Genomic DNA, 18193 nt, shown 5'->3' on the forward strand with positions numbered 1-18193 from the left:
TTAGGTCTCCAACTGATAACCACGGCCAATGACCGTTTTTAGGGGAAGGTCTGGTAATTTCTTTCTCAGATTTTTGATGTGGTTGTCAAGAATGCGACTATCCAATTCTGTATAGCCCCAGATATCCAACATCATACCGTCTCGACTGACAATCTGGCCCTTGTGCTTGATCAGATAGTGTAGAATGCCATACTCCTTCTGGGTCAAGGAAACTAGCTTGCCCTGGTCATAAACCATACCTGTTTTTTCAGATAGGCTGATGGTTCCAACCACCAGTTGATCCGTTTGACATTCCTGACGGAGAATATTCTCAACCCGTTTCATCAGGATAAGTGGATAAAAGGGCTTGGTAACATAGTCGCTAATCTGCTGATTAAAAGACAGGAGCTGAGTGCATTCGTCCCCCAAGGCTGTCAGCATGAGCACAGGCATATCGGAGGTTTTCCGAACTTCCTGCAAGACTTCCAAGCCGGTCATCTCAGGGACCATGATGTCTAGAATAAGGAGGTCAAACCGGCTTTCCTGACTAGCTTGATAAGCTGCTCTGCCATTGACAAAACTCAGGACTTCGTGCCCCTCTTCCTTCAAAAATTCACAGACAACCTGGTTGATAACAGGGTCGTCTTCCAGTACCAAAATGCGTGCCATAGTCGCTCACTTTCCTTTCTCTTCTCTCTCCATTATAGGCTTATTTGTACGAGGGCTCAACTAATTTTTGACAATCGCTACAAAAAAACAGATAAAAAACAGATGACAGGTAGGGTGAGAATAGTTGGATTTGCTAAACTGGGGATAGAAACTAGAAAGGATACTTATGTTAAAAGAAAAGAAGAAGTATATTTCCTCCGTGGATTTGCTAGTTGTGGCTGTTATTTTATTCGGTGAGGGAATCTTCAACTCGACCTTACAATGTATCGGCCTCTTCACTCAGCAAACCAGCCTAGCGGAAAATTTGACCTTTACGGCTTTAGACAATATCAAGGCCTTGCTGATCCAGTTGGTCTGGCTCAGCTTAGCTCTCGCCTATCTTATCTGGCGGAAGGTGGATATTTTTCAGTTGGCAAAACGAATATTCTGGACACCTTGGGTTCCCTTACAAGCTCTGCTGATTTTCGGATTGACGGCCTTCTGTATGGATATTTTTCACTTGTTGACCTATCAGTTGACAAGTCCAGTCATGCCCTCCATGTTCAACCTTCTGCCACACATTGACATCACCCTGCTAGCCTACTCCCTCCTCAATGGCTTTTACGAGGAAATCTTTTTTCTGGGGCTATGTTTTATGATCAAACCCGAGGAGAGTAAGTGGATTCTTCCCTTCTCGCTCCTGGTTCGGGCTAGTTTTCACACCTATCAAGGTCTGGTGGCTGGAATTGGTCTTGGCTTGGTTGTGGGGCTTCTCTTTCATTTTCTCTATCAAAAACGCCAGCCCCGTAATCTACTGCCCTTCTTTTTTGCTCATAGTCTGGCTGATGTCATCGGTCTGACAGTCTTGTCTTATCTTCTTTACTAAGCATACGAAAGGAATCTTATGAAACACCTATGGAATACCTATAAAAGTCAGTTTGCCCTTATTCTCGCCAGCTTTGGCTTTGTAAAAGGCTGTCAGATTATCTTTGAAGAATTGGCCAAACCAAATGGCATGGAAGCCAAGTATCCCTTGTTTTTACTAACTATCTCTGTTGCTGCCCTTTATATCATTCCCCTGGTCTATTTAATCCGCTACTTGGAAAACAGCTATGCTATTTCCAAAAAAGTCAGTCATTTAAGTTGGATTTTGGGCCTGACTGCCGGAGTAGCTTTTTCAGACTATGGACACACAGCTATTGGCTACTTTTTGCTGGAGATTGTCAAGGTCAGCGATGATTTTCGTTATGACTGGGGGGCTGCTGTTTCTGGCCCGTTTGCAGAAGAATTTGGCAAGGCTCTGGTTGTTGTCTTAGTTTTACTAATTGCAAGAAAAATGACTCTCAAACATGCCTTGGTCAGTGGTATCATAGCTGGTCTTAGTTTCCAAATCGTTGAAGATATCATGTTCACCTTCCGTGATATGTTTATTGGTAAACTAGATGGGTTTGAGACCATTATCGGTCGTGTTGGACAGGCTGGTTGGACCCACTGGGTATTTACCATGCTCTTTGCTATTGGCATGGTGGCACTTTTTACCAAACAAGCAGCTATATCAAAAGTTCAAGGTCTATTTTGGATTGCAGCGAGTATCGGTCTGCACTTCTTCTTCAACTCCCCATTGCATACGGGTATTTTGACAACCCTGCTTCCGATGGCTAGTGTCTTGCTGGGACTTCTTGCCTATCGAACAGTTGATCAGTTAACAGAGTAACAGAAAAAATCCGCCCAAGCGAGCGGATTTTTTCTGTTCAATCTGATTAGAATAAACCAACGCCGTTAATTGCCTACTTGCCAGGACGAACCTCCAAGTTCGGAATGCCTGTACTGTTATAAACGTTTGGCGTATCCAACAAACCTGGAATTGGAAGAATACGTGACTTGGCACCTGTGTTAATGATAATGATTTCCGCAGTTAACTGGAGGCTTTCTTCTCCAGCAACTACCTCCACAACCTTGTCAGCTACAAAACGTGCGTGTCCTTGATTAAGATGGGCACCACTGACTTTCAAGACCACTTCATTTTTATTCTGCAAGCGAGTGGTCACAGTTTCTTTTTGCTCCATGACATACTCAAAGGTCCAGTTTTTATCCACTGCTACCAAGAGGTTTATGGTTGGAATACAACCGATATTGATACAGGTTCTACCAAACATAGCAGGATTTTCCTCAACCAAGGCAACCTACTTCCCAGCTGCTGACAGCTTACCTGCCAAGGTCTTACCCGCCTTTCCAAAACCGATAACTAACAAATCAAATTGTTCCACTAGATTACTCCTAAACATTATTTACTTGTCTTTATTCTAGCAAAAAGAAAGCATTTTGGCAGAATTTTGCTACGAAAAAAGACTTGAACCATTGTCCAAGTCGATTCTATTTTATGATAAGCTGTCTAGGGCTATCTTCAAGTCTTCAATCAAGTCGTTTACATTCTCGAGACCAATTGAAAGACGGATTTGATTTGGCGTGACACCTGCTGCGAGCTGAGCTTCTTCTGGCAATTGAGCATGTGTGGTAGTAGCTGGGTGGACCACCAAAGATTTAGCATCAGCAACGTTCGCCAAATTAGAGAAGATTTCCAAACTATCAATGACTTTACGCGCTTCTTCGGCTCCGCCTTTTACCTGGAAGGAGAAGATGGACCCCACTCCTTTTGGCAAATACTTATCCGCCAGTGCCTTGTAAGGGCTATTGTCCAGCGAAGGATAATTGACGGATTCTACCTTAGGATGATTGAGCAAGAAATCAACGACTTTTTCTGCATTGGACACATGACGCTCAACGCGAAGAGAAAGAGTTTCTAACCCTTGCAACAACAAGAAGGCGTTGAATGGAGCTAGGGCTGCACCCGTGTCACGGAGCAATTGAACACGAACCGCCACAATGAAGGCTGCTGCACCCAAATCACGGGTATAGCTGATATTGTGATAGCTAGGATCTTCCTCAACAAATTGCGGGAACTTCCCAGATGCTGCCCAGTCAAATTTACCAGAGTCAACAATGACACCACCAATTGTTGTACCATGTCCACCGATAAATTTAGTCGCTGAATGTACTGCAATATCTACACCATGTGAGAAGACATTGATGAGATAAGGCGTTGCAAACGTATTATCCGATACCAATGGAATCTGATTTCTATGTGCAATGTCCGCCAATTTTTCAAGGTCAGGAACATTGATAACCGGATTACCCAAGGTCTCAATAAAAACTAGTTTGGTGTTATCTTGAATAGCTGCTTCTACTGCCTCGAAGTCATCAATATCAACAAAGGTGGTTGTGATTCCATAGCGTGGCAAGGTTTCTTTGAAAAGATTAAAGGTACCACCATAGAGAGTTGTTGCTGCTACGATATGATCACCAGCATGAGCCAAAGCTAAGATAGTATAGGTGATAGCCGCCATACCAGATGAAGTAGCCAGAGCTCCAACACCACCTTCTAGCGCTGCAATCCGATTCTCAAAGGTTGCTACTGTAGGGTTAGTAATTCGAGTATAGATATTTCCCAATTTGCGAAGAGCAAATAAGTCTTCCGCCTCCTGGGCATCATCAAATACATAAGAGGTTGTTTGATAGATTGGTACAGCACGAGATTTTGAAGCCGCATCTACTTCCTGCCCCGCATGCAATTGCAAGGTCTCAAACGAAAATTCTCTAGTCATAAGGGATCTCCTTTGTTCTTTTTGAACATTGTACTCTATTTTCACAGGCTTGACCAATAGAAATTTTTAATCCAAGGCTATAGTTATAGACTATATCATTCAAAGAAACAAGAAAAAATACCCAATAATCATGGATTATCGGGTAATACCTATTTCAGTCAACTAATCATCAAGGGTAATTGTTTCAACTACGTTGTCTTGTATGACAAGTTTAAATCCCCTACCCTTGACTGGGAAAATCCCATTTCCAAGGGTTTTTACAACGCTCTGTAATTCCTCATCTTCAGCTATTATTCGATTCAAGATAGCGACATCAAGCTGCTCAACTCGCTCCAAATAACGCAGCATTGCATGTTCCGAAACAATCAAATCGCTTCGGCCTTTCAATGCCTGGATCCTCTGATTGACTGAATTAAGTTTGGAAGAGACCAGAGAAATTTCTTTACCCACCTGACCTTTACGGTCACGAAGGTTCTCTAGCTGGGCCTCTAATAGAACTTTCTTAGATTCGAGGTACTTGAGTTCCTCTTGTTCTTTACGATTGCTCATATTTTGCCCCCTTTCTATATTTTGCAAAAGAATATCATCTTTGCATAACATCCTCTTCCAAATCTATATTAACATAAATCTAAAAAAATGTCTGGTAAACGACATATAATCCTATAACAATTTCTTATGGTTTTATACTAAATCCTCAAAGGAGATTCGACCAGATTTACCTTGAAAAACAAGCATTTTTTTGCTATACTTATCTTAGTGAAACCCACATTTTCATGCCTACAAAAAGGCAAATAACTAATAATTCTGGAGAATGATATAGTCAATTTCAAGACTGGATAACCTATCAGCCTTGTTTATACTTGAACCCTCTTAAACAATGTCACTATCATATAAAACTATGACATATTTCTACACAAAATGTGATGGTCAATCATTATGGAAGGACGGGTAACTATGAAAAAATTATTGCTGACCATACCTATTTGGAGTCAGCTCCTATTCCTTTTTCTAGTGCACAGTTTCATAGCCATCTACTTAATGCCCTACTCATTGTATATTTCCATCTCAATTAGTTTAGGAATCTTAATTGGTTACGGTGTCCGTTTCTCTAAAAAAGATACTCCTCCTCCAACATTCTTTCAACTAAAGCCTTGGCGAAAACTCCTCTCCCTTCCTCTGCTATTGTTAGCGGCATTGGTCACTGTTTGGCTGTCCAAAGGAGACCAGCAGCAACTGCTTCATGGAATCTTAATTGGAACACTCTGCCTCTTAGGTGTAGTGCTTCTGGAAAAGTATGACCAATATTTAAGGCAGTTGCGCACTTAGAATGACCACCCAGCCAAATCTAATCCTAGAAAGACATTTTAAGATACATGAAAAATATCCTAGAATACATTGGTCCTATTGGACTTATTACCCTAATCATTGCCTACAGTATATACAGGAGGCTCCACCCGACGACAGAAGATGATAAGCACCACCTGCCCAACCGATGTCCAGAATGTTCGTCCACATCTATTCAAGCCTACAAGCCGGCTAGAAAGCGCTACTCTCGAATTGCCGCTATGATGGGACATCTATTGAATGGTAGTCAAGGAGCTTGGTTTGCTACCCTCTACGAAGCTGACCGAACCTACTACTACTGTCGGTACTGCGGGCACAAATTTGACAGAAAAGAAAATAGATTCCTGGCAGAATAGGATTCACCTACAAGGCACTTGAGGACGCACTCTCAGGTGCTTTTTATATCCAACTAGCTTGCCAATCTTTCCTCCTGCCCAAGATTGGTCTGATAAAGATAGCGCATCCGTTCAATCTGCAAGCGAAATTGCCCGACCAAGGCTGATACATCCAAAACCATTTCCTTAGTTCGAGTTGCTTCCATGACACCATCCACCAAACGACTGACTTCCTCACCATCTCGAACTCCCATAGACCACAGCTCCTGCAAGATAGTAATACCATAGCGCCTCTCATACTCAACCATGCTTTTCAATACCCACTGGTACTCAGTCTGATGTTTCATTTGATTTCTCCTTATACACGACTCAACAGAGAACGATTGTAAAATTGATTGGTTAAACTGGCCTGCAACATGGCCAACTCCACAATTGACTGGTAGTTTGTCAAATCAAGCCCTTCTAATATCCGATAAGATATAAATAATTTTGGCTGCAAGCGACTCAGATGACTGCTCCAGGCAAGCCCATCCTCTTTGAATAAATCAAAGGCAAGAAAATATATCTGATTGACTAACTGATAGGCTCTGCTATTTAACAAATAGGAATAATCCTGCATTACATCTCGGCAAAAGGAAGCTAACCAAATCGCAGCCCTCACCTCTGGATTCCCCTGGTATTTAGCCAGCAAGCGCATGGTCATGAGACCAGCTGTACCCTCAGACAAGCTGTCAACACACACATCACCCGCATCTAGTCCAAAATGCTCAGCATAATTCTCCCACTCCCGATACAAGGTTTCCCACTGAATCTCAGTCCTCCGAACTTCCATTTGTCTATCCTCCAATCCTTCTGTTTTCATTATCTTACCATCATTTTTGAATTTTGTCAAACACGTTAAACATAAAAATTGATATTTTTTTCAAGATATGGTAAAATAAGTTAAACAATCAAGGAGGAAAGCCATGATTCTAGGTGACGTTTTAAAAAACTACCGGACAAACGAAAAACTATCAATGGATAAATTTGCGGAAAAATCCGGCCTAACCAAGGGTTACATTTCTATGCTGGAAAAAAATCAGCATCCAAAGACTAAGAAACCCCTTCTACCAACCATGGAAACTCTGGAAAAGATTGCGATTGGGATGGGCATCCCAGTGCATGAACTGATTGCCCAATTGGATCAGGACCAGAATATTGCCCTGACCCTGACACCTGGACAATTTGCCCAATTCCATTACAAAATGTCAAATCAGGTGCAAGAACTAGACCAAATATTGGTAGGTGACTACCGTGATAAATGGATTCACTTTGGCTTTGAGCAGGTAGCTAACATGGCAGATTCAGATGCACCGTCAGGCGAGGTTATCAAGCTGTCTGACTACTTAGAGACCGTCCAACTTCCTGTCCAAGGCAAGGTGTCTGCTGGTAGCGGTTATTGGCAGGACAGCGACTTTGATAACCTAGTCACTTTTTCTGCTGATACTATTCCTGCTCCACAGGAGTACGATGCTATTGCTGAGGTGGTCGGAGATTCAATGGCGCCCTACATTGCCAACGGTGACTATCTCTTTATCCGTCTCTCTCACCAAGTCGAGCTCAATACTGTAGGTATTTTTTCGGTCAACGGCGAAAATTTTGTCAAAAAAAATAAGGGAACCTATCTCGAATCCCTTAATCCCGACTATGATGATATCCCCTTGTCTGAGGACGACGACATCAGACCAATTGGTCAACTCGTCCAAATTTATTCTCCTGAATAAAATGAAAAATCCTGTGGTTCTCATGAACAGCTCCCTGTCAAGTAGACAATGAAATAATAAAATATTAGACGACGGCCTTGTTCCTCATTTCAAGAGGGGCAAGGCCGTTGTTGCGCTCGAAAACGTTGATGATTGTAAAAATAGATGTAGGCATCAATATCTGAAACTAGCTCCTCAAAAGTCTTATACTTCTTCAAATCATAGCACTCCGTCTTAAAGTGCCCAAAGAAACTCTCAATTGGTGCATTGTCAATACACTTACCAACACGAGACATGGAGCGGGTCATCTAATACTGGGTAGTTAAACGGTAATATTCTTTCGAAGTATACTACGAGCCTCGGTCGCTGTGAATCAATGGTGTCGCATCAGGATTAGCTTTTCGGGCTTTACGAAGTGTCTCTAACACCAACTCATTATCATTAAACTGACCAACTACATATCTAAAACTTTTACAAAACTATTATAGTCTATTTTTTAAACGCTTCGTATAGTTTTTTATAGAGCTCTTCCGCCCCTTTTTTCTGATCGTTAATCTCCTTTTTACCGTAATCAAAATTTGCAAATACAATTCCCTCATCACCAGTAGAGAAAGTGAGAAATTCCATCCCAATCAATTTATTATTTTTACTATCTTCCACAGTAGTTCCTAAATTATTATTAAATTGATTCACTTCGTCTTCACTTACTCCAAAACCTATAGCAACACCATCTTCAATTAAATTTGAAAAGATTGCTTCTGAAGATTCCACTTCTTTTACTCTTATATTATATATCGCTTCTACTGTTTCAACTTGTCTTACTTGATTCCATCTTTCTGTATCGTCAGAAAATCTAGTATAGACGGTGAAATCTACTGTAGGCTTAATTGGACTATCATTTTTTATTAGTTGTTTTCCTATGAAGAAAATTGCCAGTATTCCAGCGACTAAAATCAACGTAATATGAAATTTCTTTTTCATGCCTGACTCCCGATATCCTTTATATCAATGATAACATCAACTTTACTATATACAGCTGGGTCATGTGTTGCTATTATGACATATTTATTTTCTGTTGCTTCATTTAATAATAAATTAATAATGTCATTTCCAATCTCACTATCCAAAGCACCTGTAGGTTCATCTGCTAAAATAATTTTACGTGGTTTCATCAGCATTCTTGCAATAGATATCCGCTGGGCCTGTCCCCCGGACAATTCATATATTTTATGATTTAAATAGTCATTGGAAAGACCTACTTTTTCAAGTGCTTCAGATAGGATCTTTTTGTCTTTATTGAGGAGTTTTAAGTTATCATAGACTGTTTTGTTTTCTATCAGAGAATAATTCTGGAAAACATAGCCTATAATATTTTTAAAATAGGCTCTTTCTTTGATTTTCCAGATATCCTGTTCATCAACTAAAACATTTCCACTGTCAATTTTTTCCAGTCTTCCTATAATGTTTAGCAAGGTACTTTTACCTGAGCCTGATCCTCCAATCAAGGCGTAGCTTTTCCCAGCTTCAAAAGTTAAATTCAAATCTGTAAATATCTTTTTGGAGCCGAATTGTTTGGTAACATTCAACATTTCAATTGCCATTATTCATCCCCCTTTAGAATTTGAGTATATTTTTCAGATAGTTTTTTAAAACTCACTATTGTTGAAACAAATAAAACCGTAAAAGAAGCAATACCGACATATAGTAGTTCTATCTGTCTGGTCATCATAAATGTACTGATAATAACCATTGTAATCGTTATTATAAAATACTTTAGACTTGAAATTGCTATACCTGTTTTCGATAAACCTAAAATTATTTTTTTGACAAAATCATGCTGCTTTAGCGCAATAAACATTTGAGCATATTGATAAATGAGTAGAAAAACAATACCGTAAATAATCATCTGCAGTATTTTTGAAAGGAAGATTTGATGTTCCAAGGATTGAATATTCAGTTTCACAGTTTGGTAAACCTCAACTGGATTGATTGAAAAATTCAAACTTTCACTCAAATCGTTGATTTTTTTAATCGCTGCCGGACTAAAAAGTGAGTTATATAGGATATTGCTTGCTAAAATAACATCGTTATTTTCTACCATTTTATCCGTATCTAATACAACCACTATATTACTGTTACTGTCTGTCAAACTTTCCAAAGGTAAATTTTCTTTATTATCATGAACACTATTACCGTTTTCGTTGAAGTAAAAAAATTCTTGCCCATCAGGAATAACTTGCACCGTAAGGTCATCTTTAGTATAGTTTGTACCAGTAAATTGTTCCGCTACAACTGTATTCTCAATTGATGCTTTATTCTCTTTAAATTTATTTGGAATATAGATAGTTGCTATTTTATTATCTAATGATTGATAGTTCGTTCCACTAACTTTGTTTTGTACCTTAGCACCTGTTTGATTGATATAAACCAGTTCCTTATTAATCTCTGGGTTCGTTATCCCATCACTTTTTAATTGCTTAGAAAAAACTGCTGCTTCATCAGAAGCTGCCATAAATTCTGGAATATAAACCGAAGATGATTTGATATATATAAAATCCAGTTTTTTTAATGCTTTAGCAATCTCGATGTACTTAGCCCCAGAGTCATTTATCTCTTCTCCGTTCGTAACAGTTTTATTTTCAATACCCAAAAACTCTGGTCTTTTCCAATCTTTTACTGTACTCCATGGTTCTAAATGCTTTATCTGCATGTCTATCTCTGATTGGCTTGTCTTTGTTTCTCGTAATAAGACTCCTGAAACAACTATTATGCTGGAAATAACCGCAAGCCATACTATAAAAATGAAACTATTTTTGACCTTATTTTTAATAATTTCAATAGGTTTTTCAACCTTGATTGTCAGATAAAATAGCGCAAAAGTAATGATGTCAATTATTTGAAAAATAATAAAATTAGTTAAAAGTAGAGAGAAAAATAGCTTAGAACTATATGTAGAGAGGCCATTACCCAAAAAAGAACCGTATAACATCATCAATACAGCTACGAGTATCAGCTCAAAAATAACTGAAATAAAATATTCTTTTTTAATATTATATACAGGTAACCCTAAAGAACGTCTTATCACACCTTCTTTTATATGCCTTGATCTAACAACAAATAGAACAACTAATAAAGTTAAGTAAATTGAAATCATTAGTAATAATCTCAACGGACCAGTAAATTGAATCATGCCCCCTATCTGCCAAGGGTAAGCCATATATACGGCTTGAAGACCTGTAGATATAAGTGATTTTAAACTATTTGAACCTATATTCCCTAAGGTATAATACATCCCAGTTATTGGTGCAGACTTTAATTGTTCATAACTGGTATCATCGAAATTTATATAAATCAACTTCCCTGAATCCTGAACGATCGGCTTGTAAATGGTAACATTTTGTTCTTGGGCTAGGTCACTAATCGTTTGATACACTTCTTCATTTGACAGATTACTTTTGCCTTGAATGGAGAAGGCACCATCTATTGGTAAGGGGATTGGTTTTTGAGTATCACTAATGCTAACCAGACCAATGGCAGCAATTAAACAAAAGAAGAATCCAACAACGCATAATTTTAATTTCATAAGCGCCCCCCTATATAATAAAGGCCCTATACAATTTTTTGGGCCTCTAAAATTCATAAACTATTTTTAAAAATAAAAGTAATTCCAATGTGCATTTAATCGAACATCATTCCAGCTTTTTGTTGCACTTGACAATGCCCATCCATATTTTTGAGAACTATGAGCCTTAACCGTTCCCCAAAAATTAGTTACTGAAGATTTTGAGCCAATATTTTCAGTATAAACAAGATAATTAGAATAGCCATAGTTACCATTTACACCATAATGCCATTCATCTATTATTGGAGATGGAGCTGGATGTGCAACTTCTGCATTAACGACACTAGGTATAGTAGATAGCCCAAACACTAACAAACTTGTTGCTAGTAAAACTAATGCTTTATTTTGATTCTTATTTTCATAATAAACCTCCAAATAAAATATTTTATGCTTAATGTAAAATATTCCGCCTTACACATATAAACATTATATAAGTCCTTTTTACATTTTCCAATTATAACAAGAAAACCTTTTAACTCATTTGACTCTATGGACCACCCCCGGATCTATTCCATTACTCTTCGGTCTAGTAATTATTGAGCTCCCTGTAACAACTATCAAACCTACGACAACAAAACAAAGTTTTAATAATTTTTTCACTACTGAAATCCCTTTCATTTTCTTGTTTTAAATATATCACTTAAAAGATTATTTGTCAATAATAAAATGTTTTTTTTTATCTATTTTATTTTTATTTATTATAGTGATTTGTTGTTGAATGATCTTAATGCCTATTAAAAGAGACTAGTTTTACCCAGCCTCATCTAAACTTTTTATAAACATACAAGTTTTTCTTTTAAAATTCTCAAAAATTCCTTTTTATGTAGTTCTCTATGACTAACGACATTTTTTCATTATCAAATATATCATAGAGAAATTTAGAATATGAAAAATATTCTTTAACTTCTTCCTTTTCAGAAAAACTTTCACAAACATTACCCAATAGACAATATAAATCTGCTAATAAATAAGTGTGATTAAATGTTTTACAAATGCCAATAGTCTCTATAATTTCGGAGACCGCATCGTCTGTCCGATTCTCTAACCATAGGTAACGACAATGATTATATCTGACTTTTATTAGTAATTCTAGATTATCAATATTATTAATATTAGATGTACTAATTTTGGAAATAATAATATCATACAATTCTTCACTGCTAGATTTATTGCCATTTTGTGAGTAGAAGTTACTTAAACTATTCATGAACTTAAAATAATCACTGTCATTTTGTGACACGTTACTAATGACAGATTCTAATTTCTTAATAGCTTTATCTTTTTTATCTTCTTGATGAAAAAGAATAATAGATTCAATCCATGACAAGAATAATTGATCAGAAAGAGGAAGTTTTTGCTTCTTATCAATTTCTAATTCATACAGATACTTTAACGATTCATAGTCCCTATTAGCTAATAATTTATTAGAGAGTATCCTAAAATTCTGAATTGTACTATCCTCTTTTACAATACTTTCATCAAAAAAATAATTCATTGGAACACTCAATTTCAGTGATAATTTATATAGTAATTCAGCTCCTGGATTATATTTCCCTTTTTCAATTCTACTAATTTGTCCTTGTTCACAAATTCCTTCAGCAAGCTCTGCCTGAGATAAACCTAATTCTAATCTTCTACTTTTTAAACGAGTTGCTAACATTGTCATTTGGGTTCTCCTAATTATCTATTCATGTAAATATATTATCACTATTATAAATACAATTCAAGTAACTATAACTATGTGAATTTTTACCTGATTTACTCTGCTATTTTTAAATAATCATCTACTGTTTATTCAATTACTATATTTGAATTATAGACTTCCATAAACTACTTTAGCCTTCTAACAAATCCTTCATATTGACTTGGTCCCCTGGCAATGCTCTTATTTCCCCATTTACATTATCTAATGACATCAATTCTTTCAATTTCAGCTTAAAAAGTCACACCTTGCTAGATTTCGGTTACTATGATTCACTGCCTTTGTCGTCTTGAAAAGAAAAGCAGAACAAAAAGCAGAAACGATATTTTTGATGAAATTTCTTCTCGGAAATATGAACTAAAAAATCCTTTGACTCTTCTCACCCATAAAATCTAATCAACAAGGTCTGCTTTTTATTTTTGAAGAGTATAAACACTAAACTCCCCTGTCTTCACTGACAAGGGAGTTATTTTATTTGGATTGACTAAATTGGCTTTGATACAGATTATAATAGAAACCTTTGTCTGCCAAAAGGCTGTCATGATTACCTTGTTCGATAATCTGTCCATCTTTCAAGACCAAAATCTTATCAGCTTCTTGAATAGTTGATAGACGGTGAGCGATGACAAAACTTGTCCGACCCTTCATCAATCGCTTCATGGCTTTTTGAATCAAGAGTTCCAAACGGGTATCGACTGAAGAAGTCGCTTCATCAAGAATCAGAGTAGCTGGGGCTGCCAACAAGGCACGCGCAATGGTCAATAGTTGCTTCTGACCTTGGGAAATATTGCTGGATTCCTGGTTCATTTCCATATTGTACCCTCCAGGAAGCGTGCGAATAAAGTGGTCAACGTTTGCTGCTTTGGCAGCTTCCACAATTTCCTCATCTGTCGCATCCAGACGACCAAAACGCAGTTTTTCCTTGATGGTCCCTTCGTAGAGCCAAGCATCCTGCAAGACCATACCAAATTGACTACGGTAGGATTGACGGGAAATATTTCGAATGTCCTGACCATCACTTCTCAACAGCCCCTTGGTAGTCTTTCTCGTGGGCAAGAGTAAAATTCACAATCTCAACCCGTTCGTCAAATGTTGTCTTGCGTCCTTGTTCCATGTGTCTCATTCCTTTACTAGTAGCTTGCAGTTCTTTACCACTAGTATAACGTTTTATCCATAATCTGAGAACATAAGGGTCAGAAATTCCATATTTTGTGGTCAGAGTTTTGAGACTTCCCAAGCCATTAAGATAGTCGGAAACAGCTTGTTCCTTTAGTTCCTTACTATACTTCTTCCATTGACGACTTTCCTCTAGCCCTTTAACACCAGCTTCTTTGTACTTCCGCACCCAGTTCGATAGGGTGTCTTTAGAAATACCTTGGTTTCTAGTTAACTAATTAAGTGACTTCCCTTCTTCCAAGTGAAGTAGAACAATTTCTAGTTTCTCAGATATAGATTTTGGACTTCTTTTGGACATAATAAAACTCCCCTCATAGTTTCTAGTGAAAATTTTTGTTTTTTCACTGTCCACTATATGGGGAGTATATCATCAAAACTACAGGATTTTTGCTTTATCTTTGAATAGACGACCAAAATGCAGACTTGGCTTGAGACTTTTCACCACCAAGTCGACAGGCTCATCCATTTGATTTCTACAAAAGTTTACTTAATCTTTTCTTCTTCATAATCACCGTTCGGGCAGACGACTTGCTTGCCTCCACCACGAACCTTCTTCTCAACTAGATAATGGTCACATTTTGGACAGGCGCGACCGACCGGCTTATCCCAAGATGTAAATTCACATTCTGGATAACGGTCACAACCGTAGAAAAGACGATTGCGTTTGCTCTTGCGCTCAATGACCTGCCCCTGATGACAGACTGGACAAGTCACGCCGATTTCCTTGGTGATTTGCTTGGTATTGCGGCAATCTGGGAAATTGCTACATGCGTAGAATTTACCAAATCGACCCAGTTTGATGACCATGGGATGACCACAAACGTCACAGTCAAATCCGGCTGGCTCATCCTTGATTTGGATTTTCTCCATTTGCTCCTCAGCCTTGGTCAACTCAATCTTGAAAGGCTGATAGAAGCTATCGATAATCTTCTGCCACTGCTCTTTTCCAACCTCAACGTCGTCCAATTTCTGCTCCATTTCGGCTGTAAATTTGACATTAACGATGTCTGGGAAAAATTCAACAATCAATTTATTGACAATCTCACCCAGCTCCGTCGGCTCAAATCGCTTGGCAGCCAGTTTAACATAATAGCGTTTTTGGATGGTCTCAATGGTCGGTGCATAGGTAGATGGACGACCAACACCATTTTCTTCCAAGGTCTTGATTAGTGTCGCCTCAGAATAGCGAGCTGGTGGCTGCGTAAAGTGCTGCTCAGGATTGGTAGCGGTCCGAGTAACCGTATCTCCTTGCTCCATATCCGGCAACATTTTATTCTTGTCTGAGTCGTTGTAAACCGCCATATAACCGTCAAACTTGACTTGGCTACCATTAGCCGCAAAAAGAACGCCATTTTTCCCTAGACGAACGCTCATGGTGTCGAATACAGCCGCAGCCATTTGGCTGGCTACAAAACGATTCCAAATCAGTGTATAAAGACGGAGCTGGTCCTTATCCAGATATTTGGCAATGGATTCTGGGGTCAGATTGACATTGGACGGACGAATAGCCTCGTGGGCATCTTGGGCACCACTGGTATTTTTGACCTTGCTGCCATTCTTAGAATAGTTTTGACCAAACCGCTCTGTGATAAAGGCAGCAGCCTGCTCCTGGGCCACTGGACTAATCCGCGTCGAATCGGTACGCATGTAGGTAATAAGACCCTGCGTTCCCCCTGTTCCAAGACTGACCCCTTCGTAAAGCTGCTGGGCAATCATCATGGTCTTCCGCGTACGGAAATTGATTTTATTGGCCGCATCCATTTGCATGGTGGAAGTGGTGTACGGTAATGGCGCATTGCGTCTCCGCTCCTTGCGTTCGACTTGCTCCACCAAGAAATCATCACCCTTTAGCCTATCCAAGACTTCCTTGACTTGGTCATTGTTTTCGATTTTGACTTTCTTGCCGTCCATGCCATAAAATGATGCCTGGAATTTTTTCGTTCCTTTTTTGAAGGTAGCGTCAATGGTCCAGTATTCTTCCGGCTTGAAATTGTTGATTTCATTTTCTCGGTCAATGATGAGCTTGAGGGCAACGGATTGCACGCGCCCTGCCGACAAGCCTTTCTTGACCTTTTTCCATAAGATTGGCGAAATCGAATACCCTACGATACGGTCCAAGACCCTACGGGCCTGCTGGGCATCGACCAAGTCATGGTTGATAGCACGAGGCTCCTTGAAGGCATTTTTTACCGCATCCTTGGTGATTTCATTGAATACCACACGGTTTTTGTCCTGCTCATCCAAGCCCAAAATGTGGGCCAAATGCCAGGAAATCGCCTCTCCTTCCCGGTCCGGGTCACTCGCCAGATAGACTTGTTTGGCATTCTTGGCCTCTTTTTTCAAAGAATTGATGAGCGGCCCTTTACCACGGATATTGATGTATTCTGGTGCGTAGTTATTGTCAAAGTCAATGGACATGCTGGATTTTTTCAAATCACGGATATGTCCGACCGAGGCAACTACCTTGTAATTTTTACCAAGATATTTCTCAATGGTCTTGGCCTTGGCAGGCGACTCTACGATAACCAGATTTTTCTTGTTTGCTGTTTTTTTCTTACTAACTGTTTTTGTAGACATTCTCGTTCCTTACAAATATTTTTAACTCACAAAGAATATACTATTTTTCAGCTAGTGTCAAGATTTTTATTTTCCTATAGGAAAACTTATTTTAAAATTGATAGTCAGAAATGATGTCCAAGCCCGATGTGACGCACTTTGCGCCCTCTTGAATCAAATGATGACATCCGTCAGATTTTCCGTCTAAAATGGAGCCTGGAATGGCAAATATTTCCCGCCCTTCTTCCAGGGCACGCTCACAAGTAATCAGGCTACCCGACCGCATTTTTGCCTCGCAGACCACCAGTCCGCCGACCAAACCAGCGATAATCCTATTACGCTCTGGGAAATGAAACTTGAGCGGCTGTTCACCAGGCCCGTACTCTGTTAAGACCAGATGATGCTTGCCTATATAGGACTGCAAATCTTTATTTTCCTTGGGATACTGCACATCCAAGCCTGTACCGATGACCGCAATGGTCTGTCCACCATTTTTTAGGCTGGCGATATGGGCCGCCGTGTCAATTCCACGCGCCAGGCCGCTGACAATGACATAGCGATTCTGAAGTTCCTTAATAATCTTCTGGACTGACTGGATGCCGTTTTTACTGGCATTTCGCGTACCAACCACGCCCAACTTTGGTTTATCTAGCAAGTCAAGGTCTCCTTGGTAAAAGAGCAAGACTGGCGGATTGTAAATTTCCTTGAGGGCCAAGGGATAAATGTCATCCAAAATCGAAAAGGATGGAAAGCGATTAAACTCCTCACGGCAGGCCTTGATGTCCAAATTTTTATAATTTTCCATGAAGAGAATGGGATTTTTGCATTCAGATACGACAGCCATGTTGCGCAAGGATAGCTTTTTATCGTACTTTTCTTGGTAAACCAAGATTTTGTGAATATTGAGATTGGTCAGACCAGCCTTTTTCAACTTAAAAATATCAAAATTATTCATATTAATTACCTCTCTACCTGATTTGTTCGTAAAAAAAAATAAATCTCCGAAGAAATTCATAGAAAATTTTGAAACATTTTTATTCTGAGACTAACAAATTCTTAAGAAATTCTCTGAAATATTGTTAGATTATTCTATTGTTCCTATTTTTTAATAATCAATTTGATTGCCTCTTGCAATCGTCTCTCTTGCTCCTCTGGGTCATCAGAAGGATGTTCAATACAGGATTGAACTTTTTGTGCAATGGCAATTCCCATCATACTATTAATACTGGATCGGACTGCACTAAGCTGCGTTACAATATCTATACATTCTTGTTCTTCTTCAACCATTTTTTGAATACCGCGAAGTTGACCTTCTGCGCGTTTTAATCGGTTCATCATATCTTTTTTATCCATCTTCATATTCTATATGGTACCGATTGTTTGTAAAAAAGTCAATTCAAAAACTTGACAAGTTATCCTCATCTTTG

19 protein-coding genes and 3 pseudogenes are annotated in these 18193 nt (G+C 38.9%); 5 read left to right on the forward strand and 17 right to left on the reverse strand.

Going from position 1 to position 18193, the window contains the following annotated elements; all coding sequences use genetic code 11:
* Entirely contained in the window at positions 1-648 is a 648-nt protein-coding gene (locus tag AB1F57_RS09375) for a response regulator transcription factor (RefSeq protein ID WP_167785022.1), read from the reverse strand.
* Between the two features lie 166 nt (positions 649-814).
* Between AB1F57_RS09375 and AB1F57_RS09380 the strand changes: the two genes are divergently transcribed.
* A complete protein-coding gene (locus AB1F57_RS09380) occupies positions 815-1513 on the forward strand; it encodes a CPBP family glutamic-type intramembrane protease (protein ID WP_167785021.1) in 699 nt (232 codons plus the stop codon).
* An 18-nt stretch (positions 1514-1531) separates the two neighbouring features.
* The gene (locus AB1F57_RS09385) at positions 1532-2341 is read left to right on the forward strand and encodes a PrsW family glutamic-type intramembrane protease (RefSeq protein WP_167785020.1); all 810 of its coding nucleotides are present in this window, start codon (positions 1532-1534) and stop codon (positions 2339-2341) included.
* A gap of 73 nt (positions 2342-2414) precedes the next feature.
* On the opposite strand, the gene AB1F57_RS09390 is transcribed toward AB1F57_RS09385, so the two are convergent.
* The 3 genes from AB1F57_RS09390 to AB1F57_RS09400 all read right to left on the reverse strand — a co-directional run bounded on the left by AB1F57_RS09390 (position 2415) and on the right by AB1F57_RS09400 (position 4838).
* On the reverse strand, positions 2415-2804 hold the full coding sequence (locus AB1F57_RS09390; RefSeq protein WP_302479669.1) for an FAD-dependent oxidoreductase: 390 nt from the start codon (positions 2802-2804) through the stop codon (positions 2415-2417).
* A gap of 201 nt (positions 2805-3005) precedes the next feature.
* Positions 3006-4289 (reverse strand): O-acetylhomoserine aminocarboxypropyltransferase/cysteine synthase family protein, encoded by a 1284-nt coding sequence (locus tag AB1F57_RS09395; protein ID WP_170242505.1) that lies wholly within the window; start codon positions 4287-4289, stop codon positions 3006-3008.
* A gap of 162 nt (positions 4290-4451) precedes the next feature.
* Complete coding sequence (locus AB1F57_RS09400) at positions 4452-4838, reverse strand: hypothetical protein (protein WP_367985671.1); 387 nt, start codon at positions 4836-4838, stop codon at positions 4452-4454.
* A gap of 405 nt (positions 4839-5243) precedes the next feature.
* On the opposite strand from AB1F57_RS09400, the gene AB1F57_RS09405 reads away from it, so the two are divergent.
* Entirely contained in the window at positions 5244-5615 is a 372-nt protein-coding gene (locus AB1F57_RS09405; RefSeq protein ID WP_367985672.1) for a hypothetical protein, read from the forward strand.
* 47 nt (positions 5616-5662) lie between these two features.
* Entirely contained in the window at positions 5663-5989 is a 327-nt protein-coding gene (locus AB1F57_RS09410; protein WP_367985673.1) for a hypothetical protein, read from the forward strand.
* Positions 5990-6042: 53 nt separating this feature from the next.
* On the opposite strand, the gene AB1F57_RS09415 is transcribed toward AB1F57_RS09410, so the two are convergent.
* Entirely contained in the window at positions 6043-6315 is a 273-nt protein-coding gene (locus AB1F57_RS09415; RefSeq protein ID WP_105110579.1) for a hypothetical protein, read from the reverse strand.
* Positions 6316-6326: 11 nt separating this feature from the next.
* Positions 6327-6830, reverse strand: coding sequence for a hypothetical protein (locus tag AB1F57_RS09420; protein ID WP_367985674.1), 504 nt, complete (start codon positions 6828-6830; stop codon positions 6327-6329).
* A gap of 103 nt (positions 6831-6933) precedes the next feature.
* Between AB1F57_RS09420 and AB1F57_RS09425 the strand changes: the two genes are divergently transcribed.
* Positions 6934-7731, forward strand: coding sequence for an XRE family transcriptional regulator (locus tag AB1F57_RS09425; RefSeq protein WP_167785017.1), 798 nt, complete (start codon positions 6934-6936; stop codon positions 7729-7731).
* 64 nt (positions 7732-7795) lie between these two features.
* Here the strand turns inward: AB1F57_RS09425 and AB1F57_RS09430 are convergent.
* From AB1F57_RS09430 to AB1F57_RS09480, 11 genes and pseudogenes are all read right to left on the reverse strand, one after another.
* Positions 7796-8171, reverse strand: a pseudogene (locus tag AB1F57_RS09430) (transposase); the annotation flags it as partial.
* Between the two features lie 28 nt (positions 8172-8199).
* Positions 8200-8691, reverse strand: a complete 492-nt coding sequence (locus tag AB1F57_RS09435; protein ID WP_105137545.1) for a hypothetical protein — start codon at positions 8689-8691, stop codon at positions 8200-8202.
* A complete protein-coding gene (locus AB1F57_RS09440) occupies positions 8688-9311 on the reverse strand; it encodes an ATP-binding cassette domain-containing protein (protein WP_105137546.1) in 624 nt (207 codons plus the stop codon). The genes AB1F57_RS09435 and AB1F57_RS09440 overlap by 4 nt, the downstream gene beginning before the upstream one ends.
* On the reverse strand, positions 9311-11293 hold the full coding sequence (locus AB1F57_RS09445) for an ABC transporter permease (protein ID WP_367985675.1): 1983 nt from the start codon (positions 11291-11293) through the stop codon (positions 9311-9313). Before AB1F57_RS09445 ends, AB1F57_RS09440 begins: the two co-directional genes overlap by 1 nt.
* Before the next feature lie 66 nt (positions 11294-11359).
* Positions 11360-11707 carry a hypothetical protein gene (locus AB1F57_RS09450; RefSeq protein ID WP_367985676.1) on the reverse strand — a complete coding sequence of 116 codons (348 nt, stop codon included), beginning with the start codon at positions 11705-11707 and terminating at the stop codon, positions 11360-11362.
* Positions 11708-12137: 430 nt separating this feature from the next.
* The gene (locus AB1F57_RS09455) at positions 12138-12998 is read right to left on the reverse strand and encodes a helix-turn-helix domain-containing protein (protein WP_167785014.1); all 861 of its coding nucleotides are present in this window, start codon (positions 12996-12998) and stop codon (positions 12138-12140) included.
* Between the two features lie 507 nt (positions 12999-13505).
* Positions 13506-14060 (reverse strand): annotated as a pseudogene (locus AB1F57_RS09460) (ABC transporter ATP-binding protein); the annotation flags it as partial.
* Positions 14053-14508, reverse strand: a pseudogene (locus AB1F57_RS09465) (helix-turn-helix domain-containing protein); the annotation flags it as partial. The pseudogenes AB1F57_RS09460 and AB1F57_RS09465, both read right to left, overlap by 8 nt.
* 185 nt (positions 14509-14693) lie before the next feature.
* A complete protein-coding gene (gene topA / locus AB1F57_RS09470; protein ID WP_367985677.1) occupies positions 14694-16787 on the reverse strand; it encodes a type I DNA topoisomerase in 2094 nt (697 codons plus the stop codon).
* Positions 16788-16878: 91 nt separating this feature from the next.
* Positions 16879-17721, reverse strand: a complete 843-nt coding sequence (dprA, locus tag AB1F57_RS09475; protein WP_105110582.1) for a DNA-processing protein DprA — start codon at positions 17719-17721, stop codon at positions 16879-16881.
* A gap of 143 nt (positions 17722-17864) precedes the next feature.
* Positions 17865-18125 carry a metal-sensitive transcriptional regulator gene (locus tag AB1F57_RS09480; RefSeq protein WP_167785011.1) on the reverse strand — a complete coding sequence of 87 codons (261 nt, stop codon included), beginning with the start codon at positions 18123-18125 and terminating at the stop codon, positions 17865-17867.
* Between the last annotated feature and the right edge of the window lie 68 nt (positions 18126-18193).

This window comes from Streptococcus nasisuis, from assembly GCF_040836615.1.
Taxonomy (GTDB): Bacteria; Bacillota; Bacilli; order Lactobacillales; family Streptococcaceae; genus Streptococcus; species Streptococcus suis_V.